Origin of the sequence: Paenibacillus psychroresistens, assembly GCF_009728935.1 — a bacterium.
Lineage (GTDB): Bacteria > Bacillota > Bacilli > Paenibacillales > NBRC-103111 > Paenibacillus_AC > Paenibacillus_AC psychroresistens.
In genome coordinates this window covers 4,058,429-4,075,984 of record NZ_CP034235.1, presented here as the reverse complement: position 1 = coordinate 4,075,984, position 17,556 = coordinate 4,058,429, and the positions used below count along the sequence as shown (strand labels likewise).

Genomic DNA, 17,556 nt, shown 5'->3' with positions numbered 1-17,556 from the left:
CGAAGGAGAAGGTTTTTGTGGAGCTCGTTTTTCTAGGAACTGGTGCTGGCACCCCGTCGCGGCAAAGAAATGTGACGGCGATTGCCCTTGATTTATTAGCAGAGAACGGCGCTTATTGGCTTTTTGATTGTGGAGAGGGGACGCAGCAGCAAATCCTGCGTTCTTCTATAAAGCTGAGCAAACTGGATAAATTATTTGTGACACATTTGCATGGCGATCATATATTTGGAATACCGGGATTGTTGTCGACACGTGCAAATCAAGGGGGCATTACTCCGTTCACTGTGTTTGGCCCGCCTGGAATCCAAGCTTTTATTGATTCTGCCTTATCCGTTAGCCAATCACGATTGAATTATCCTTTAGAGATTATAGAAATTAATGACGGATTAATATATGAAGATGATTTGTTCCGCGTAGAAGCATTGCATGTAGAACATCGTATTGAATGCTTTGGTTATCGTTTCATTGAATTAAACCGTCCTGGCAAGCTGGAGGTTAAAAAACTCAATGCTTTGAAAATTGCTTCTGGTCCTGTGTTTGGACGCTTGAAACAAGGGGAGACTGTTATACTAGAGGATGGAACTGTATTAAATGGCCGCGATTTTATTGGTCCTGAGATTAAAGGGCGTAAAATAGCGATCATTGGTGATACTCGCCGATGTGAGGCGGCAGTTCAGCTAGCACTTGAAGTGGATATCATGGTTCATGAAGCTACATTTGCGGTGTTAAACCAGGATCTAGCGAATGAATATTTTCACTCCACTACCGTAGATGCGGCACAAACAGCTGCAGAAGCAGGGGCCAAAGCGTTGATTCTCACACATTTCAGCTCGCGTTATCAGGAAGAGCATATGAGTTCACTATTGACTGAAGCCCAAACCGTATTCGAAGCTGTTTATTTAGCAGCAGATTTCTCGAGCTATTCCATACCTTTGCTGTAAAAATAATAAAACCCCTTCAGCGCGAAGGGGATTCATAAGAAAATTAATTACTCTAAACTATCCATTGCCTTTTTCAGTTTCATCTATAATTTCTTCTTTAAAAGATGAGATGCTTTGACGACGCTTTTGATTCTTCTCAGCAAGATTATTCAATTCCTCAGAGCTGATTTCTTCCGCATGTTCATCTAAATAGGCTTTCGTTTCTTGTAAGTTATCCACTGTATTCTCAACATGTTCCTGCAAATGTGCTACATTATCTGAACGATCATCTGGTTTAGCCATTGCCATTACCCCCATTCTAGTTGAAATTAAACCAATCCAGAGCGTAGTTTACCACCTGTTTATCCATTTTATTCATTTTAAAAGACAGGACCAGAAACATATATCAAAAAATGTCGATTTGTGCTAAAATTAGTGAGATTATTTCCAAATGATAATCATAAAACTTACTATTTCAAGCACATAAGTCGTGTAAGGCAACTATAAGATACATATTAAACCTTTGGGAGTCGATATATAAAATGAAGTGGATTGAAGTGCAGCATTCTGGACCTCTGTTTGGCACTGTATGTATACCTGGGTCAAAGAATAGCTCATTGGCGCTATTGGCTGCAGCTTGTTTAAGTGATGAACCTTTAATACTCAAGGGAATTCCCAACATTCTAGATTTTAGAGTTATTGCAGAAATTGCGGATGAAATGGGAATGAAGATTGAGCGCAAGGAATCAGGAGATGTTTGGATTGACCCACAGTATATTCATACGGGCTTACTCAATCATTGCAAAACATCTGCATATCGCGCCTCGTATTATTTTGTAGGATCCTTATTAGCCAAAAAAGGCAAGGTTTCAATTGGATATCCCGGTGGCGATAACTTTGTTTCCCGTCCCATTGACCAGCATATTAAAGCCTTGAAGCAACTAGGAGCTAAATTCACCTTTTTTGATGATCATTATGTAGTTGAGGCTGAAAAGCTAGTCGGTACATCGATCTTTTTTGACATGATCACTTCAGGAGCAACAATTAATGCCATGCTGGCCGCAGTTTTAGCTGAAGGACGGACTGAATTGCTTAATGCCGCTAAAGATCCAGAGGTCGTGGATACGGCTAATTTATTGAATTACATGGGCGCTAGAATTACTGGAGCAGGTACGGATAAGATCAAAATTGATGGCGTTAAACAGCTTGGTGGCTGCACCTATACGGCAATTCCCGATCGATTGATCGCGGGGGCTTTTCTAATGGCTGCAGGTGCTACGAGAGGGACTGTAACTATTGAAGAGATCATTCCAGAGCATTTACAATCCTGTGTGCTCAAGCTTAAAGAAATCGGAATGTCCTTCGAGCTTAAGGAAAGCAGCATAACCGCCTATGGAGATGTTAATATCAAGGCAACACGTGTAAGAACGGGTATGTATCCAGCTTTTGCGACAGATCTACAGCAGCCGATGACTTCCTTATTGCTACGCGCACCTGGGCGCAGCATAATTACGGATAAAGTATATCCGGAGAGATTCAATCACATTTCACAGCTGAATAAAATGGGAGCCCAAATCAAAGTGCGTAACGGAAGTGCCTTTATCCAAGGTGCAGCACCGTTACAAGGTAATTACGTCCATGCATCCGATGTTAGAGCAGGGACTTGCCTAATCATTGCTGGATTGATGGCTGAAGGCCTCACGATGATCTCAGGTGTTGAACATATCGAACGCGGCTATGATAACGTGATGAACCAATTCCGCGGTCTAGGAGCCAAGCTATTGGTCCATGACATTGAAGAAGATATCGAAATAGCCGAATATGCTACTCAAGCAGCTGTAAAGTAAACTGAAATTTTTCTAAGGGGATGGAACCATGATCGGGAAAAAATTCAAGTTTATGAGAAATGTGCTTTTGATTTCAACAGTTTTTACGAGTATTGTAGGGAGTTCAGTTACATCGGCAGCAACTAATGTCGGTTGGAAAGGGATGGCTACTGGCGCTTATCATAGTCTCGCTATTAAGACTGATGGTACGCTTTGGGCTTGGGGGCGGAATCATCTAGGAGAGCTTGGAAATGGTACAAGCGGAGATAACAAGAAAGACATATACGCACCTATTCAGGTTGTTGGGGTTACAGATATCATTAAAGTTGCTGCTGGGTATGAGCATTCGCTTGCATTAAAGAGTGATGGTACAGTGTGGGCTTGGGGAAGTAATATCAATGGTGAGCTTGGAGTTGGAACCCAAACCATTATGGATTATCAAACGAATCCCGATAATCCAATTAAGGAAAATCACAATCAACTATTTCCTCAGCAAGTAAAGGGTCTAACTGATGTTACAGCAATTGCTGCGGGCTGGTATGCAAGTTATGCATTAAAGGCTGATGGCACGTTATGGTATTGGGGAAATAATCAAACTACACCTAAATTATTTGATGGTTTGGTTGATATCACTTCCATTGCTATTGGTTTTAATCATTTCATCGCACTTAAGAAGGATGGCTCAGTATGGACTTGGGGAACTAATAACCATGGACAGCTTGGTGATGGCAAAATTACTACAACTGAAATTTTAGCAGGTGCAATTACATATATCGAAAACAATGATACAGGGCCAATGCCTGTTAAAGACTTAACAGATGTGAAAGCAATTTCTGCAGGGGATTCTTTTAGTATGGTGCTTAAAAACGATGGAACGGTTTGGTCTTGGGGTTTAAATGCCAAGGGGCAACTTGGAGATGGTACTAATATAGATCATGCTACACCAGCCCAAGTAAAAGATATTACAGACGTCAAAACTATAAGTGCCGGTACAGATGTGGCCATATATTTAAAAAATGATGGAACTGTCTGGACAACGGGAAATAATAGTGTAGGACAGCTTGGAATTGGTACTTACGCGAATCAGGTCTTACCTATCCAAACAGAAAGTCTGGCAGGAGTTACACAGATTACTGGAGGCATTGGGCTTCACTTAATGGCAATAACAGACAAGGCTACGCTTTGGACATGGGGATTGAATTCAAGTGGCCAAATAGGAGATAGTGAGAAGTGGAACCGTGCTAAACCCGTATGGATAAAAAGCTTTATGGGCGAAACTCGACCAGTGGACTCTACTACTACCGATACAAAAAGAGATTTGATTCAGGTAAAGCTTGATTTTAACGTTTTGAGCTTTGATCAGCCTCCAATAATCATCAATAATCGAACAATGGTACCATTTCGTAAAATATTTGAATCATTGGGAGCAAACGTGAGTTGGGATGAAGCAACAAAACAGGTTACAGCAACAAAAGGACAAAAAATAATTATACTTACAATTGGCAGTAATGTAGCCATAGTAGATGGTAAAGATTTAGCTTTAGATACACCAGCAACTATTTTAAATGATAGAACCCTAGTTCCTGTGAGATTTATAGCAGAATCCTTTGACTCAAATGTCTACTGGGATTCAACCGCAAAAATTGTAAATATAATGACTCAAGTTGAAAGAGAATAGTTTTTTTAGACGCAAACTCCTCAAATGTGACGGTGATTCGAAAGTCCTAGGTATTTTGGACTTATTCCTGTCAAATGAGGAGTTTTTTTGTGTAAAATATGGTATGCTAGATGAAATAATATCCAAATTACAAGTATAGGAGACATAGAATCAATGAATTCAAGACATGAAAAAGAAGGCGGATTTTCACTAATTGAAGTGCTAGCTTCGATTGTCATCCTGTCGATTGCTAGTTTGACCATGACTGCATTTTTCAATAGTGCGATGACTTACAACAAGGGAAACCAGAACAAGACCGTAATGGTCAATATAGCACGTAACGTATTGGTATATATGGAAAAGCAGGATTTTGTTAAGATGAAAGGTTATTTTGTCAATAATCCTATTCCTGACAAGATGAGCTTATCCTATACCGATTGTAACCATACTCAATGCGGTACACCAGAATTTCAAAAGTTGTTTATTAACTCATCTTCTTTAGTCGAAGTATTAAATCCTGTTGTGAATAATATTCCTTATCACGTTACCATTGAATATCAACCTGACAATGTCAATCCAGATTTAAATAAATATCTATTGCCTATTGTTGTGAAAGTTAGTAATATCGACCCCATTCAAAGTAATCATAGAAGTTCAGAAGTGGAGGGATATATCACCAGTGGGGACATTCGTTAAAAAATTAGTTGGTGAGAAGGGCTTTTCAGTAATTGAGTTATTAGCGGCTCTGACGCTTTTTTCGCTAATATCCGGTGTTATTTATGCAACCATTACCTTCGGTTTTGATGCCTACTATAAAGTTAACATAGAAGGATCCTTACGAGATGAAGGTGATTTAGTGATGTCAACCATAATTTCACAGCTGTATGAATATGCGCCTGATAATGTTCAAATCTTAGGGAATGGTGTGGACAATTTAAATGGAGTTATTTTAAATAAAAATGTTTATCGGAATGGTGAACTCAGAAAAGTAATTAAAATAGCTAATGATGCACTTTTTATTAATGATCTGGATAGTGCCGCTTCGAATACCCCAAATGTAAATCCATTCGTAATTAAATCAACAATTGATGGTTTAAATTCAAAAATAACTTTAGACTGCAATGGAATCACGCAATGCAGCAGTGGAATCATCCAAATAAAGTTAGTGCTTACACAGACTTTTAAAAATAAGGTACAAAAGTTAGAGTTGGATAGTAAATTTGGTTTTTAAGCGGGGATGCGAAATGATTCGTCAAGAACGGGGCTCATCATTATTATTGGTATTATTTATGATTGTTATATTTATGATGCTTGGTATGGCTGTCTTAAGCGCTAGTCTTGGGGGGGCAGGGAGAAGTGAAGTAAGAGAATCCGATGTGCAAAGCTTGCACTTGGCAGAAAAGGCATTAAACGAAGCAGTAGCTTATTTGGTTGCAAAATTTGATACCTATCATTCTTTCACTCCTGAAAAAATAGATAGTATTCTCGATGAGTTTGGAGATGAAATGGAAGATCGGAAACGCAACAATGGCGGTGAATTAATAATTGGCACAGAATTATCAAGTGTAAAAAAACCTGTAGGTAGGATAACTGGGTTTAGCGATGGAACTAGAATTGATGATAATACTTATCAAATAGACATATATGCTGAAGGCGTAGTAAATGGGGTTACACGTAAATTAACTCAAGCTGTTACATTGGACACTTATCCTGATTTCTTACGGTATGCGTTAGGTTCAGAGGGAGATGTGTTTTTGAATGGAGCTCCTAAGATTAATGGGAATATATATTCAGGTAAGAATTTAAAAATCAAAAATGAAGCCAATTATTCATACAATAATCAACAATCACAAGAGTTTCAATATCTATCAACGTTGTATCCACTATTAAATGGAATTGCTTACGTACAAAATTTAACTAAGGTTTTTTATTGTCGTGCTTTATATTGTAATACTAATGTGGAATCTAATTATAATAGTATGAGTTTAAGTGGAGATAATAACGCTTTTAATTCACAGAAAATTCTAGGGATAACAACGGATAAGATAATACCTAAAGATCAAGGGAAATTTGTTCCAATAGATATCGATGAATCATTTATTGACAAAGTAGCAGAAGCAGTTGGGGTAAGGGATGCTGATAGAGGAAATATTAACTCTACCACTAGCTTTGATGGATTGATGACTTACTTGATTGCTGCATATGGTCCAGCTAGTACTGTTGAACCGCATAGAATTAATGTAATTGTACCACCTATTTCACCAATAGATGAAAATGACCCCGGAATAGGTGATTATCATGCTGCATTGATTCCTATCAATGAAGAGCTTAAAAATTTAACTTCATCGACCATTTATCAAGGAGATTTAAATTTGGATGGTATTAATTTAAAACAGCTTCTTTACAACGAGTCAGATAAAAATGATCGATATCGTTTTCCACGAAATACATTAGATCCAACGGCTCCATATAAAAGTAATTGGTTGATTGTCAATGGAGACTTAAATATTATTAACGAAAATTCAGCTGCAATCCAGGTTAGAGGAAATATATTAGTTAAAGGCGAGATTTATATCAGAGGCAAGGTGGATTTTGATGCCACCATTTTTTCACTAAAATCGCAAGGTGTTTTAAACTCCTTAAAAGATAGTACGACTACAATCGAGGATGCTGAAATAAGAGGTCTAATAGGGGCAGATGGGGCGAGAAAGCAATTAGTGCTAATATCTAAAGGGAAAATATTAATAAATCGTGTGGAGGCATTTAAACCGGCAATTCCCTATGACGCTACTAATTCTAAAGTACTCCAAGCTTACTTTTATACAGATGATAGTGCAATTTTATTTGGGGTAGGTTCAACCTTTTGGATCCGTGGCGGTTTTTTTGCTAAAAAAGAATTGGTAATTAATGCAGTACTTGGTACAACTCGTGCAACAGGTAATTCTATAACAGTAGATTCTGGTACTGAGGACAGAACCTTACCGAGATTAGTAATAGACTATAATAATGATTTTTTTACTGATCAAAGAGCGGGCTTACCGCGTGTAAATCATGTTAATGTAGTAATTGGCAAAAAAACATTTGTTAAGTAAAACTTTCGATTCCTCTAATTCATAATCTTTTTGCCCCCTAAAATGATGGGTACTTTTTATTAAGTATTCATAGAAGGGGGTTTTGTGTTACATGCATACGCCTAATAGGAGCTTCAATTGATCATTGTAGAAACAAAAAACTGGCTTCTGAGAATTTACAGAAGCCAGTTTTTCGATTGCCTACAATTTGGAGTAGGTAGTTTAAGAATTACTAGTGTTTAATAATAATCTCCATTAACTACATAAACTCTAATTACTGCAAATGTCACTAATGGTCTATCTTTATAGGTTACTCTTATATCAGCAAAGCCAAGTTTCTTTCCGGAAATTTCTCCATTTGGAGTAACAGAGACAATAGAACTATTACTTGTGCTCCAAATTAATGCGCCATTTCGTTTTGATACATCTGTTAAATCAGTGCCAATGGTAAGTAAATTAGTATCAATTAAACTTAAAGCTGCATCTGGTTTAAGTTGAATATTAGTAGATGAAGATGTAAATCCTAAGCTAGTTATAAGCCACTTGACTGTAATAGGTTTAGTTGCTGATACATTTAATAAGGAGACTTGAACTTCGGCAGTGCCAGCCGTTAAGCCTTTAATATCAGTACTGCTCTGATGTATATTGGTTGATGTAATATTCGCAACTGTTGTTGGACCAACCATTTCCCATGTATATGAACTGTTATCAACAATGGTACCGGGAGCAATATTGCTATTAAGTGTAATTGAATCACCTACATAAATTGGATCAAAATTATTAATTGAGATTGAATTTAATGGCTTTCTGACATGAATGATCTTTGTTTTGGTCTTTGGTTCTTCATCATTAATACCGCCAAGAGAAACCATAATAGTAATATCACCTTCTGTTAAACCAGTTAAAGTAGTGGTTTTATTGCTATCCACTTTGCTAGCAACCGCTGGATTAGATGGATTTACTATAGTCCATGTATATCCAGAATTATCACCATTGTAAGGAGTTATTGAAGCAGTAAGTTTTAGAGTATCACCTACTGCAACCTCATCAAAATCACTATCAATATTAACTGATGTAACTGGATTTGAGACTGTTACAGTAAAGCTTCTTGTATAGTCTCTACTTATATCAGTTAAAGTTGTTACGGTTAACTCAATAGCGGCTGAACCCTTTTTCAAGCCTGTTATTACCTTTTTAAGCATACTTGAGTCATTAGTTAATTCAATAATTTTATTTGTACCCGTTCCCCCCGAAGTTATTGACCAAGTAGCAGAGGTTATATTAGGTGTATTCGGTAAGAAGATTCCCTCTAAATTTATCTGTTCGCCAACATTGACCTTATTTGGTCCCGTAATGTTGAAATTAGGTTTGACATGAATAGTCTTTTGCACAGACCTAGAAACTGATCCATTGATACCACCGACAGTAACCTGAACCGTTACATCTCCATTTAATAAGCCTGTTAAAGTAGTTGTATTATTGCTGTCCGATTTACTTGCAATAGGAGGAGTTGATGGATTTAATAGGGTCCATGTATAACCTGAATTCTTACCATCAGAAGGAGTTATCCTAGCAGTTAGATTAATGTTGCTTCCGACTGTAACCTCATCCGATCCGTTAATATCGATAGAAACAGAATCAACCGAGTTATAAACATTTACTATTAGGGTTGTAGAATAACTTCTTGGTAACTTAGTGCCAGCAGTTAAAGTAGAAACATCTAATTGAATGGTTGCAGAACCTGTTTCTAAACCCTCTAATACTTTATTAAGTGGACCTGCGCCATTTGTTAAATTGACTTTATCTGTTCCCGAGATTACTGTCCAAGAAGATGAAGTAACATTTTCATTAATAGAGACGAAAACACCTTCAAGATTGATAGTATCTTTAACATATACTGAATTCTGGCCAATAATGTTAATACCTGGTTGGATAACTGTTACCGTATTAGTGCCTATTAGTCCACTGCCATCCGTGGCATTAACTGTGATTTGTGCGGTCCCTTGATTTACACCGATGTAATTACCAGATATAGGATCAATTGAGACGATAGTAGGGTCACTAGACTCCCAAGTAAAATTAAAATCTGTAGCATCAAAAGGAGCGTATTTTGCAATTAGCTTTGAATTGTCTCCCTTAGCAATATCAGCGTGATCTAAAGTCAAGGAAGTTACTCTGGTAACACCTTGTAGTGAAAATGCTGTAAAAGGAAGTGTTTTCGATAGCGGCGTTAGACTTCCAATTTTAAAATCACTAAAAGTTAAATTTGAATTATTTAATAAATAGTTTTTGTTCTTGGAAGGCTTAACTGTGATTTTAAATACAATTGGATCTGCTATAAACTTTGTTCCATTAAGTCTGTACTGGATATCAGGTAGATTACCATTTAGTGTGAATCCAGTAGCAAGGCTACCGGTTTTGTTTTGACCAGTAATTATACTAGGAAGAGTGATAATGTCCATATCGGCAGGGAATAATTCTTGAAGTTTTATTCCTCTAATAACCAAATCGGATGCAGCAATCCCAGTAGCTGAAGCAATCGATTTTGGAGCAATGGTATAGGTAATATCCACATTTTCATTTTTTTCTATTTGATTTTCTATTACATTTGCAGAAACCGTACGACTTATGTCTAAGTTAGCTGCTACATTGACAATCTTTACTACAATTTCTTTTGTTACGATAGCAAAGCTCTTATCTGTTGTTGAAATTTGAATAGTCAAATCACCACCAAAAGGATAATCTGAAATTGGGAGTGGGTTGGCAAAATTTTGTGTTATAACTTCACCAGATGATCTTTCGGATTCTGCTAGCCAAGTTACCCAGTTCCCACTATTATTAATTTTGTATTTGATAGTAGTGTTTAAAGTACGATCTACCAAGTCAAAATCATCCGGTTTAAAGCTGACTAATATATTACTAGTTGAAGGAATAATATTGTTAGCTGAAATTGAATAAGCTTCAGGAGAGTAGATCTCAAGAGTTGGAGCATGATTGGAACCAATAAATGCTCTATACATTGTGTTAACAAAAAGCTTCTGTTCCCAATCTGGGAAATTTGTATTTGTATGTCCAGTACCTGAATAAGTTACATTGCCGTTGGAATAAGTATAATAATGATTCCAGCTATCATCGTTATCTCGAGTACCTCCAGTAATGTTATACCAAGGTATAATGTTGCGATTTTCTAGATCGAGTGTGTAATATTGGTCATGTGTTAATGCAACGGAAGGAGTGATTCCAGCACTGCCAATATAAAAAGGAAACTGAGTTAATATACCATCATTTACTTTTTTTGTTGTAGTAGAGGTCAGTGGTGCCCCATATCCCATATTAGTCCAAGGAGCAATTTGACCCGTAGCTGTTTGGAAGTAATTAAGCCAATTTTGATTGCTAGTGGTACCGTTATTAAAAATCGTATCATGTGTAAACATTACACTTTGTCCTGTTTTTATAAAAGCTTTAGTTGCAGCAGAAGCAAGCGCATTAATTTCAGCTGAGTTATTATAAGAATCAGTAAATCCAAAAATAATCATATCATATTTACCATTTAAGTTTAGATAATCGCTTGTATTAAAATCAGTTATGGTTTTAACAGTTATATTAATTTTATAATCGGGTGTTTCCAAATAGCTTTGATTTAAGTTGGTTGGTTTTAAGAGGGAACTCGAATCTCCGTTTACAGGTAATACTTGCAATACGTTGATTATTGTTTTTTGATCCTTATAGCGAATAAGTCCAGTTTCCGTATCTTTTAGGCTATTACCTAAATCTACTAATTCTAACTTCCAATAATGAAGCCCTGAATATCCTTTAGGTAGATGGAAGGTAAGCGTATTTCCAGTTAGTGAAGTAATCGGTTGAGTAGCGATTAATTGATCTGCTCCAAACAGCAGAACGTAATCTATTCCCATATATAATTTAGCTACCAAATGCCTTTGGGTAATGTCTGCAACATTCCCTATATTAAAGGTGAAAGTAAGGTCTTCTCCTGCAAAGTATATTTTATTAACGTCTGCTGTATAATCAATTGGTTTAGACGTCATGTTTATTCGAGGGCGAATGTTTGCATTCTGTAATAAATTAGTTTTGTTAATAAAAGCCGTTGTGCTGAGAATATCTGCTGCTGAGACGAATATGACATTACTTTTTGGAGTTAACGAATTGTATGTTGAGAAAGTTGTATATAATTTTCCTCTGCTACCATCTGCAAATTTATTCTGATATAAAAACCCACCGTTAGTAGCTTGATCGCTATAAAACATTACTGGAAGTCCTTTATTGATATATCCATTAACAATCTCATTTGCTTTTAGGTTAGTAATATCATTTAATAAAGCTTTTGTATTATGAAGAGCATCTGTTCCTGTAGCGTTCATTACACCAGGTGCAACACCAGTAGGATTATATATTCCTTTACCAATATAGATAGCATCGTATTTACCATCCAGTTCGCCTCTCAAAGCAACAAAAGTCTTCATCTTTATAGTTTCAAAAACTACAATGTTATTTGTTGTATTACCAATTACCGTGTCCACATTTAAATCAGAACTACCACTTTCGGTAATCTCTAAAATTCGAATTGTTTTGTTTAAATCATATGGGGTCGAGATTTGAAATTGCTCTGCGTTACTAGTATTAGTAAGTTGGCTGGCTGTAAGCTGATTGGTAGTTAAATTTACTGTCACATATTTAAGTGTTGAATTAGAATTTAGAGAAATTGTATTGTTTGAATTAATTGTTTTTTTGAACTTCTCGGCAGAAGTTAGAATAGATGTTGCAGTAGATGACTTAGAGGCAATAAGTGCATTGCTACTATTAACGGATACATAGAGTTTGTTTGCTCTAGATTTTAATGCAAAATCCCCGTTTCCGAGATCTTCTAAATCAAATAGCTCTCCGAACCATACACTAGTAGAAGAAGCTGTTAAAGCGGTTGTCCCTAATTTACCGCTAGATACATAGTTTCCATTCGTTATAGTTGATTTTAATGAAATAGTAATTGGAGCAGCAGCAGCATGGGCAATGCCAGGTTTATTGCCAATATAACTAATTGAGGAAATAATAAGAGTGGCAATTAATAGTAGATTTAATTGCTTTTTTTTCAATCCAGTTTTCTTTGGTTTAAGCTTGTCGAAAAGAGTAAGTGTTTTCATTAGAATCATCCTTTGTTTGAGTCATAGTGAATATTTTTTTAGATTTTTAGTAATAGTTCTGTAGAACTACTCTAAATAAATTTGTTAATAGACAAAAATTAGTGAAATTAACACAAATTCGCTAAAATAATTATTGTTAAATCCAAAAAAAACGTGATATTTTGCGGATATTAAAGAAAAATGCCACATTGTGTTAAAAAATATGCTATGCTATACATATTCTATAATATGTTATAAATAAGGTAAGCGCAAGAAAGAATTTTGAATTATTTTACAAAAAATTAAGACTTTCGAACTATTAAACTTTAGCTCTTTTAGGTCGAAAATTTGTTGTGGAGTTGAATCAGAATGGTAAATGTAAAAAAGAGATTGGGAGATTTGCTAGTTGATAGTGGAATCATATCAGATGATCAGCTAAAACAAGCTTTAGGTGAGCAAAGTAAAACCAAACAAAAGCTAGGCGATTTACTTATCTCACAAGGTTATGTTACAGAACAACAGTTAATTGAAGTATTAGAATTCCAACTAGGTATACCACATGTGAATTTGAGTAAATATCAAATCGAAGCAGCCATCATTCAAATTATTCCTGAAAGCTTAGCAAGGAGATATCAAGTTATTCCACTAAGTAAAGATGGCAGTAAATTAATGGTAGCAATGGCTGATCCATTGGATTACTTTGCGATTGAAGAGCTGAGAATGAGCACGGGGTTTCGGATAGAACCAGCCATATCCAGTCGAGATGAATTGCAACGGGCAATTGCTAGACATTATGGTCTGCAGGATTCAATGAATCAAATGATGGTTGATCTTCCTACTAATGAAGATATAAGAGAAACAGAGATTACTAATGAAGATGCGCCAATAGTTAGGCTTGTAAACCAAATGATTCAACAAGCCGTCCAATTAAAAGTATCTGATATTCATGTTGATCCCGGTGAAATTACACTAGCAATTCGATATCGAGTGGACGGCAAGCTCAGGACTGAACGAACAATTCCTAAGCAGATGCAAGGTTTTATCACAGCAAGACTGAAGATTATGGCCAAGCTGAATATCGCCGAACGTCGTCTTCCGCAGGATGGAAGAATTAAGATGGTTATTGATTACAAATCTATTGATATTCGTGTATCCTCTTTACCGACTATCCATGGAGAGAAGATTGTTTTACGACTTTTAGATCTAAGCACAGGGGTTAAACCAATTAACCAACTTGGATTTAATAAATATAATTCACAGCTTTTTAAAACTATGATCGAAAGACCTTATGGAATCATGCTAATAACCGGTCCAACAGGCAGTGGGAAAACAACTACATTATATTCTGCTCTCAGTCATCTTAATCAGGAAAATGCTAATATTATCACTGTCGAAGATCCAGTGGAATATCAATTGCCTGGAATCAATCAAGTTCATGTCAATTCAACCATTGGGTTATCCTTTGCAACTGGATTACGCTCCATATTACGGCAAGATCCTAATATTGTTATGGTCGGAGAAATTCGAGATGCTGAAACTGCAGAAATTGCGATTCGTGCATCATTAACCGGGCATTTAGTTTTATCAACGCTCCATACGAATGATTCTATTAGTACGGTAACACGCTTTCGTGATATGGGGATCGAATCCTATTTAATAGCTTCTTCATTAATAGGTGTTGTGGCTCAACGGTTAGTTCGTCAAATTTGTGAAGATTGCAGAACGTCTTATGTTCCAACAGAGCAAGAAATTATTTTTCTCACAAGTCGTGGAATTACGGCTACAAAGCTCTATAAGGGAGCTGGTTGTACAGCATGCGGCAGATCAGGCTATCGTGGAAGAATTGCTATTCATGAGGTTCTGCTTATTAATGATTATATCCGGCAATTCATTACAGATTCAGCTTCAATTCATGATTTACGGGTCGCTGCACTTGAACATGGAATGATTCAATTGATGGATGATGGAATTGAGAAAGTGCTGCAAGGAATTACCTCATTGCAAGAAGTAATTAGAGAGACAGTTTCATTATAAATAAATGGAGGGATCTTCAGTGCCACATTCACTAGAAAGTATGGTTGAGCTTCTCAAGATAGCACATGAAATGAATGCGTCAGATTTACACATTTCAGTTGGCTCTCCTCCAGTACTTAGAATAAACGGTTCTTTAAAACCATTAGAAAGTGAGTCACTTAATTCTGAAGAGACTGCAAAAATGGCAGAATCATTGTTAAGTAGAGAACAAGCAGAGCGCTTTGAGAATGCTGGAGAAATAGATTTTTCCTATGAGCTTGAGGGCCTCTCACGCTACAGAATTAATGCCTATAGACAAAGAGGGAGAGTAAGTATCGCGATTCGGACCATCCCTACTAAAATCCCGACACTTGAGCAGCTGCAGCTCCCGTCTATTGTTAGCACTTTGGCTTTGAAGCCCCAAGGACTTGTGCTTGTAACCGGACCAACAGGTAGTGGTAAATCTTCGACGCTCGCTGCAATGATTGATTTCATTAACAAAACACAAAAACATCATATTGTAACATTGGAAGATCCAATCGAATATCTACATACCCACAATAAATCGATTATTGATCAACGTGAAGTCGGCAACGATACAAAAAGCTTTTCCAATGGATTAAGGGCGGCACTTCGCCAAGATCCTGATGTTATATTAGTTGGAGAGATGCGTGATTTAGAAACTATTTCTGCAGCTGTTACAGCAGCGGAAACTGGCCATTTGGTTTTTGCAACACTGCATACAACAGATGCAGCCCAAACCATTGATCGAATTATTGATGCATTTCCTGGTCATCAGCAAGGTCAAATTCGTGTCCAATTGGCATCTGTTCTTGCAGGTGTAATCTCACAAAGATTATTCCCCAAACCAAAAGGACTAGGAAGAAGCTGTGCGACAGAAATTCTGATTAACACGCCTGCAGTAGCAAATTTAATACGCTCTGAAAAAATTCATCAAATTAAAAGTGTAATGCAGACTAGCCGGGCATTGGGGATGCACACTTTGGAAATGACGATCAGAGATCAACTGCAGCAAGGGCTGATTGAACCATCTGCGGCTAAAGCATATCTGACTGAAGGGGGTATGTAATGGCCCAATTTGTATACCAAGCCAGATCAGCAAGCAGCGGGCAGCAAAAAGGTACATTAGCAGCACATGATAAATCTGCTGCAGTAGAGGAACTACGTAAGCGTGGCCTGGTTGTGCTCACATTAAAAGAACGCAAAAAAACGGTGTTATCTGTAGAAATATATATTGGGAATCCGGTAAAAACTATTCATTTTATAGTTTATTGTCGACAGTTTGCAACATTAATTCGAGCAGGTGTCAACATAGTGGAAGCAACTAGGATCCTAGGAGAGCAATCTGAAAGCAAGCCATTAAAAAAAGCGCTGGTAGATGTGAATTCTAGTCTATTGCGGGGAGTGTCTTTTTCGCAATCGCTTATGGATCACAAACGAATTTTCCCTTCAATGTTTGTTAATATGGTTCGGGCTGGTGAAGAATCAGGAGATTTAGAAGGTACGCTTGAGAGATTAGCTATTTTCTTCGAGAAGGAACATGTAACGCGTGAGAAAATAAAATCTGCTCTAACTTATCCCGCTATTGTTGGTTTTATTGCAATTTCAGCTGTAATTTATCTGTTAAAAGCCGTTGTGCCACAATTTGTAACCATGTTTGAATCAATGAATGCAGAGTTGCCCACAATTACTAAAATTGTATTAGCGGCAAGTAATAGTCTTTCTCATCAATGGTACATCTGGTTAATCTGTGTAATTGGAATTATTGTCATTTATCAAATCGCTAAAAGGACTACACGCGGTGCTTATATAATCGATTACGGCTTACTTAAAATGCCAATATTCGGTAAATTGCGCCAAAAAGGTGCTGTTGCTCAAATGACACGCACTTTATCCTCCCTTTATTCGAGTTCAGTACCTGTATTACAGTCATTAAGTATAGTAGAAGAAGTAGTGAATAACAAAGTTATTGGTGGTTTTATTCGTAAGTCAGCAGAATCCCTTCGTCAGGGAAAACCATTATCCGATCCATTACGAAAAGCTTGGGTATTTCCACCCTTGGTAACTCAAATGATTGCAATTGGTGAAGAAACTGGCTCATTAGATAAAATGCTGGAGAAGATTGCTGATTTTTACGAGATGGATGTAGAACAGACAGTTGATAGACTTAAATCTCTGATAGAGCCTTTATTGCTAGTTTTCTTAGCAGGTGTAGTAGGAGTAATTGTTGCCGCAGTCATGATTCCGATGTTTGGAATGTATGAAAATTTTGGCAAGTAGTTCAAACATTGTTCATATTTTTAATATGAATAGTTCTAAAGTCGTGGTATTATTGTACTATAAAATAAAAAATGATAATTGGAGGATTTAAAATGACAACATTTATAATTAAGCAACTTAAAAAGAATCAAAAAGGTTTTACATTAATAGAATTACTAGCGGTAATAGTAATTCTGGGTATTATTGCGGCTATTGCTGTTCCGATGGTTAGTCGGATTATTGGCAATTCCAAAGCCGATGCTGATATAGCAACAGGGCGACAAATTTATGATGCTGCTAGATTAGCGGTTACAACTGAGCTAAATGGAGATTTTAAAGGTAAAACAATTAATATTAAAGGTGGTACAGGAGAAATTACTGGAGTTGCAACTGCTTCTGCTGAAGGTGGTCTAATCTCAAAAGGTTACCTTGAATCAACAATGGTATTACCAAGTACTAAGAATACGATAAATGGTGGAATAGTTACATTTAAAGATGATGGAACACTTGATAACATTACAATTTTAGCTGGTGCTGCAGTAGCGGGGGGTACTACAGTAGATAACAAAACTTTCAACCTTACCCAGTTAATTGATAAGTAATAACACATTATAAATACATTTCAGTAGGGAACCAGTTAAGTCTGGTTCCTTT

At 36.8% G+C, this 17,556-nt stretch carries 12 protein-coding genes; 10 read left to right on the top strand and 2 right to left on the bottom strand.

Annotation, left to right across the window (positions count from 1 at the left end; all coding sequences use genetic code 11):
- Nucleotides 1-17: 17 nt before the first annotated feature.
- Nucleotides 18-941: a ribonuclease Z gene (gene rnz, locus EHS13_RS18430; protein ID WP_155701773.1), complete on the top strand. Its 924-nt coding sequence runs from the start codon at nt 18-20 to the stop codon at nt 939-941.
- A gap of 57 nt (nt 942-998) precedes the next feature.
- Here the strand turns inward: rnz and tlp are convergent, their stop codons facing one another.
- Nucleotides 999-1,223, bottom strand: a complete 225-nt coding sequence (tlp, locus tag EHS13_RS18425; protein WP_155701772.1) for a small acid-soluble spore protein Tlp — start codon at nt 1,221-1,223, stop codon at nt 999-1,001.
- Nucleotides 1,224-1,462: 239 nt separating this feature from the next.
- Between tlp and murA the strand changes: the two genes are divergently transcribed.
- The 5 genes from murA to EHS13_RS18400 all read left to right on the top strand — a co-directional run bounded on the left by murA (nt 1,463) and on the right by EHS13_RS18400 (nt 7,495).
- Nucleotides 1,463-2,767: a UDP-N-acetylglucosamine 1-carboxyvinyltransferase gene (murA, locus tag EHS13_RS18420; protein ID WP_155701771.1), complete on the top strand. Its 1,305-nt coding sequence runs from the start codon at nt 1,463-1,465 to the stop codon at nt 2,765-2,767.
- Nucleotides 2,768-2,795: 28 nt separating this feature from the next.
- Entirely contained in the window at nt 2,796-4,424 is a 1,629-nt protein-coding gene (locus EHS13_RS18415; protein ID WP_155701770.1) for an RCC1 domain-containing protein, read from the top strand.
- Nucleotides 4,425-4,577: 153 nt separating this feature from the next.
- On the top strand, nt 4,578-5,099 hold the full coding sequence (locus EHS13_RS18410) for a type IV pilus modification PilV family protein (RefSeq protein ID WP_155701769.1): 522 nt from the start codon (nt 4,578-4,580) through the stop codon (nt 5,097-5,099).
- On the top strand, nt 5,083-5,634 hold the full coding sequence (locus tag EHS13_RS18405; protein ID WP_162463162.1) for a PulJ/GspJ family protein: 552 nt from the start codon (nt 5,083-5,085) through the stop codon (nt 5,632-5,634). Before EHS13_RS18410 ends, EHS13_RS18405 begins: the two co-directional genes overlap by 17 nt.
- A 13-nt stretch (nt 5,635-5,647) precedes the next feature.
- On the top strand, nt 5,648-7,495 hold the full coding sequence (locus EHS13_RS18400) for a hypothetical protein (RefSeq protein WP_155701767.1): 1,848 nt from the start codon (nt 5,648-5,650) through the stop codon (nt 7,493-7,495).
- Between the two features lie 218 nt (nt 7,496-7,713).
- On the opposite strand, the gene EHS13_RS18395 is transcribed toward EHS13_RS18400, so the two are convergent.
- Nucleotides 7,714-12,630 (bottom strand): Ig-like domain-containing protein, encoded by a 4,917-nt coding sequence (locus EHS13_RS18395; RefSeq protein WP_162463161.1) that lies wholly within the window; start codon nt 12,628-12,630, stop codon nt 7,714-7,716.
- Nucleotides 12,631-12,978: 348 nt separating this feature from the next.
- Here EHS13_RS18395 and EHS13_RS18390 point away from each other — a divergent pair, with 348 nt between their 5' ends.
- From EHS13_RS18390 to EHS13_RS37385, 4 genes are all read left to right on the top strand, one after another.
- Complete coding sequence (locus tag EHS13_RS18390) at nt 12,979-14,643, top strand: GspE/PulE family protein (protein WP_155701765.1); 1,665 nt, start codon at nt 12,979-12,981, stop codon at nt 14,641-14,643.
- 40 nt (nt 14,644-14,683) lie between these two features.
- A complete protein-coding gene (locus EHS13_RS18385; protein ID WP_227014045.1) occupies nt 14,684-15,712 on the top strand; it encodes a type IV pilus twitching motility protein PilT in 1,029 nt (342 codons plus the stop codon).
- Nucleotides 15,712-16,923 carry a type II secretion system F family protein gene (locus EHS13_RS18380; protein WP_155701763.1) on the top strand — a complete coding sequence of 404 codons (1,212 nt, stop codon included), beginning with the start codon at nt 15,712-15,714 and terminating at the stop codon, nt 16,921-16,923. Before EHS13_RS18385 ends, EHS13_RS18380 begins: the two co-directional genes overlap by 1 nt.
- Nucleotides 16,924-17,015: 92 nt before the next feature.
- Entirely contained in the window at nt 17,016-17,504 is a 489-nt protein-coding gene (locus tag EHS13_RS37385; protein ID WP_155701762.1) for a type II secretion system protein, read from the top strand.
- The last annotated feature ends 52 nt before the right edge of the window (nt 17,505-17,556 follow it).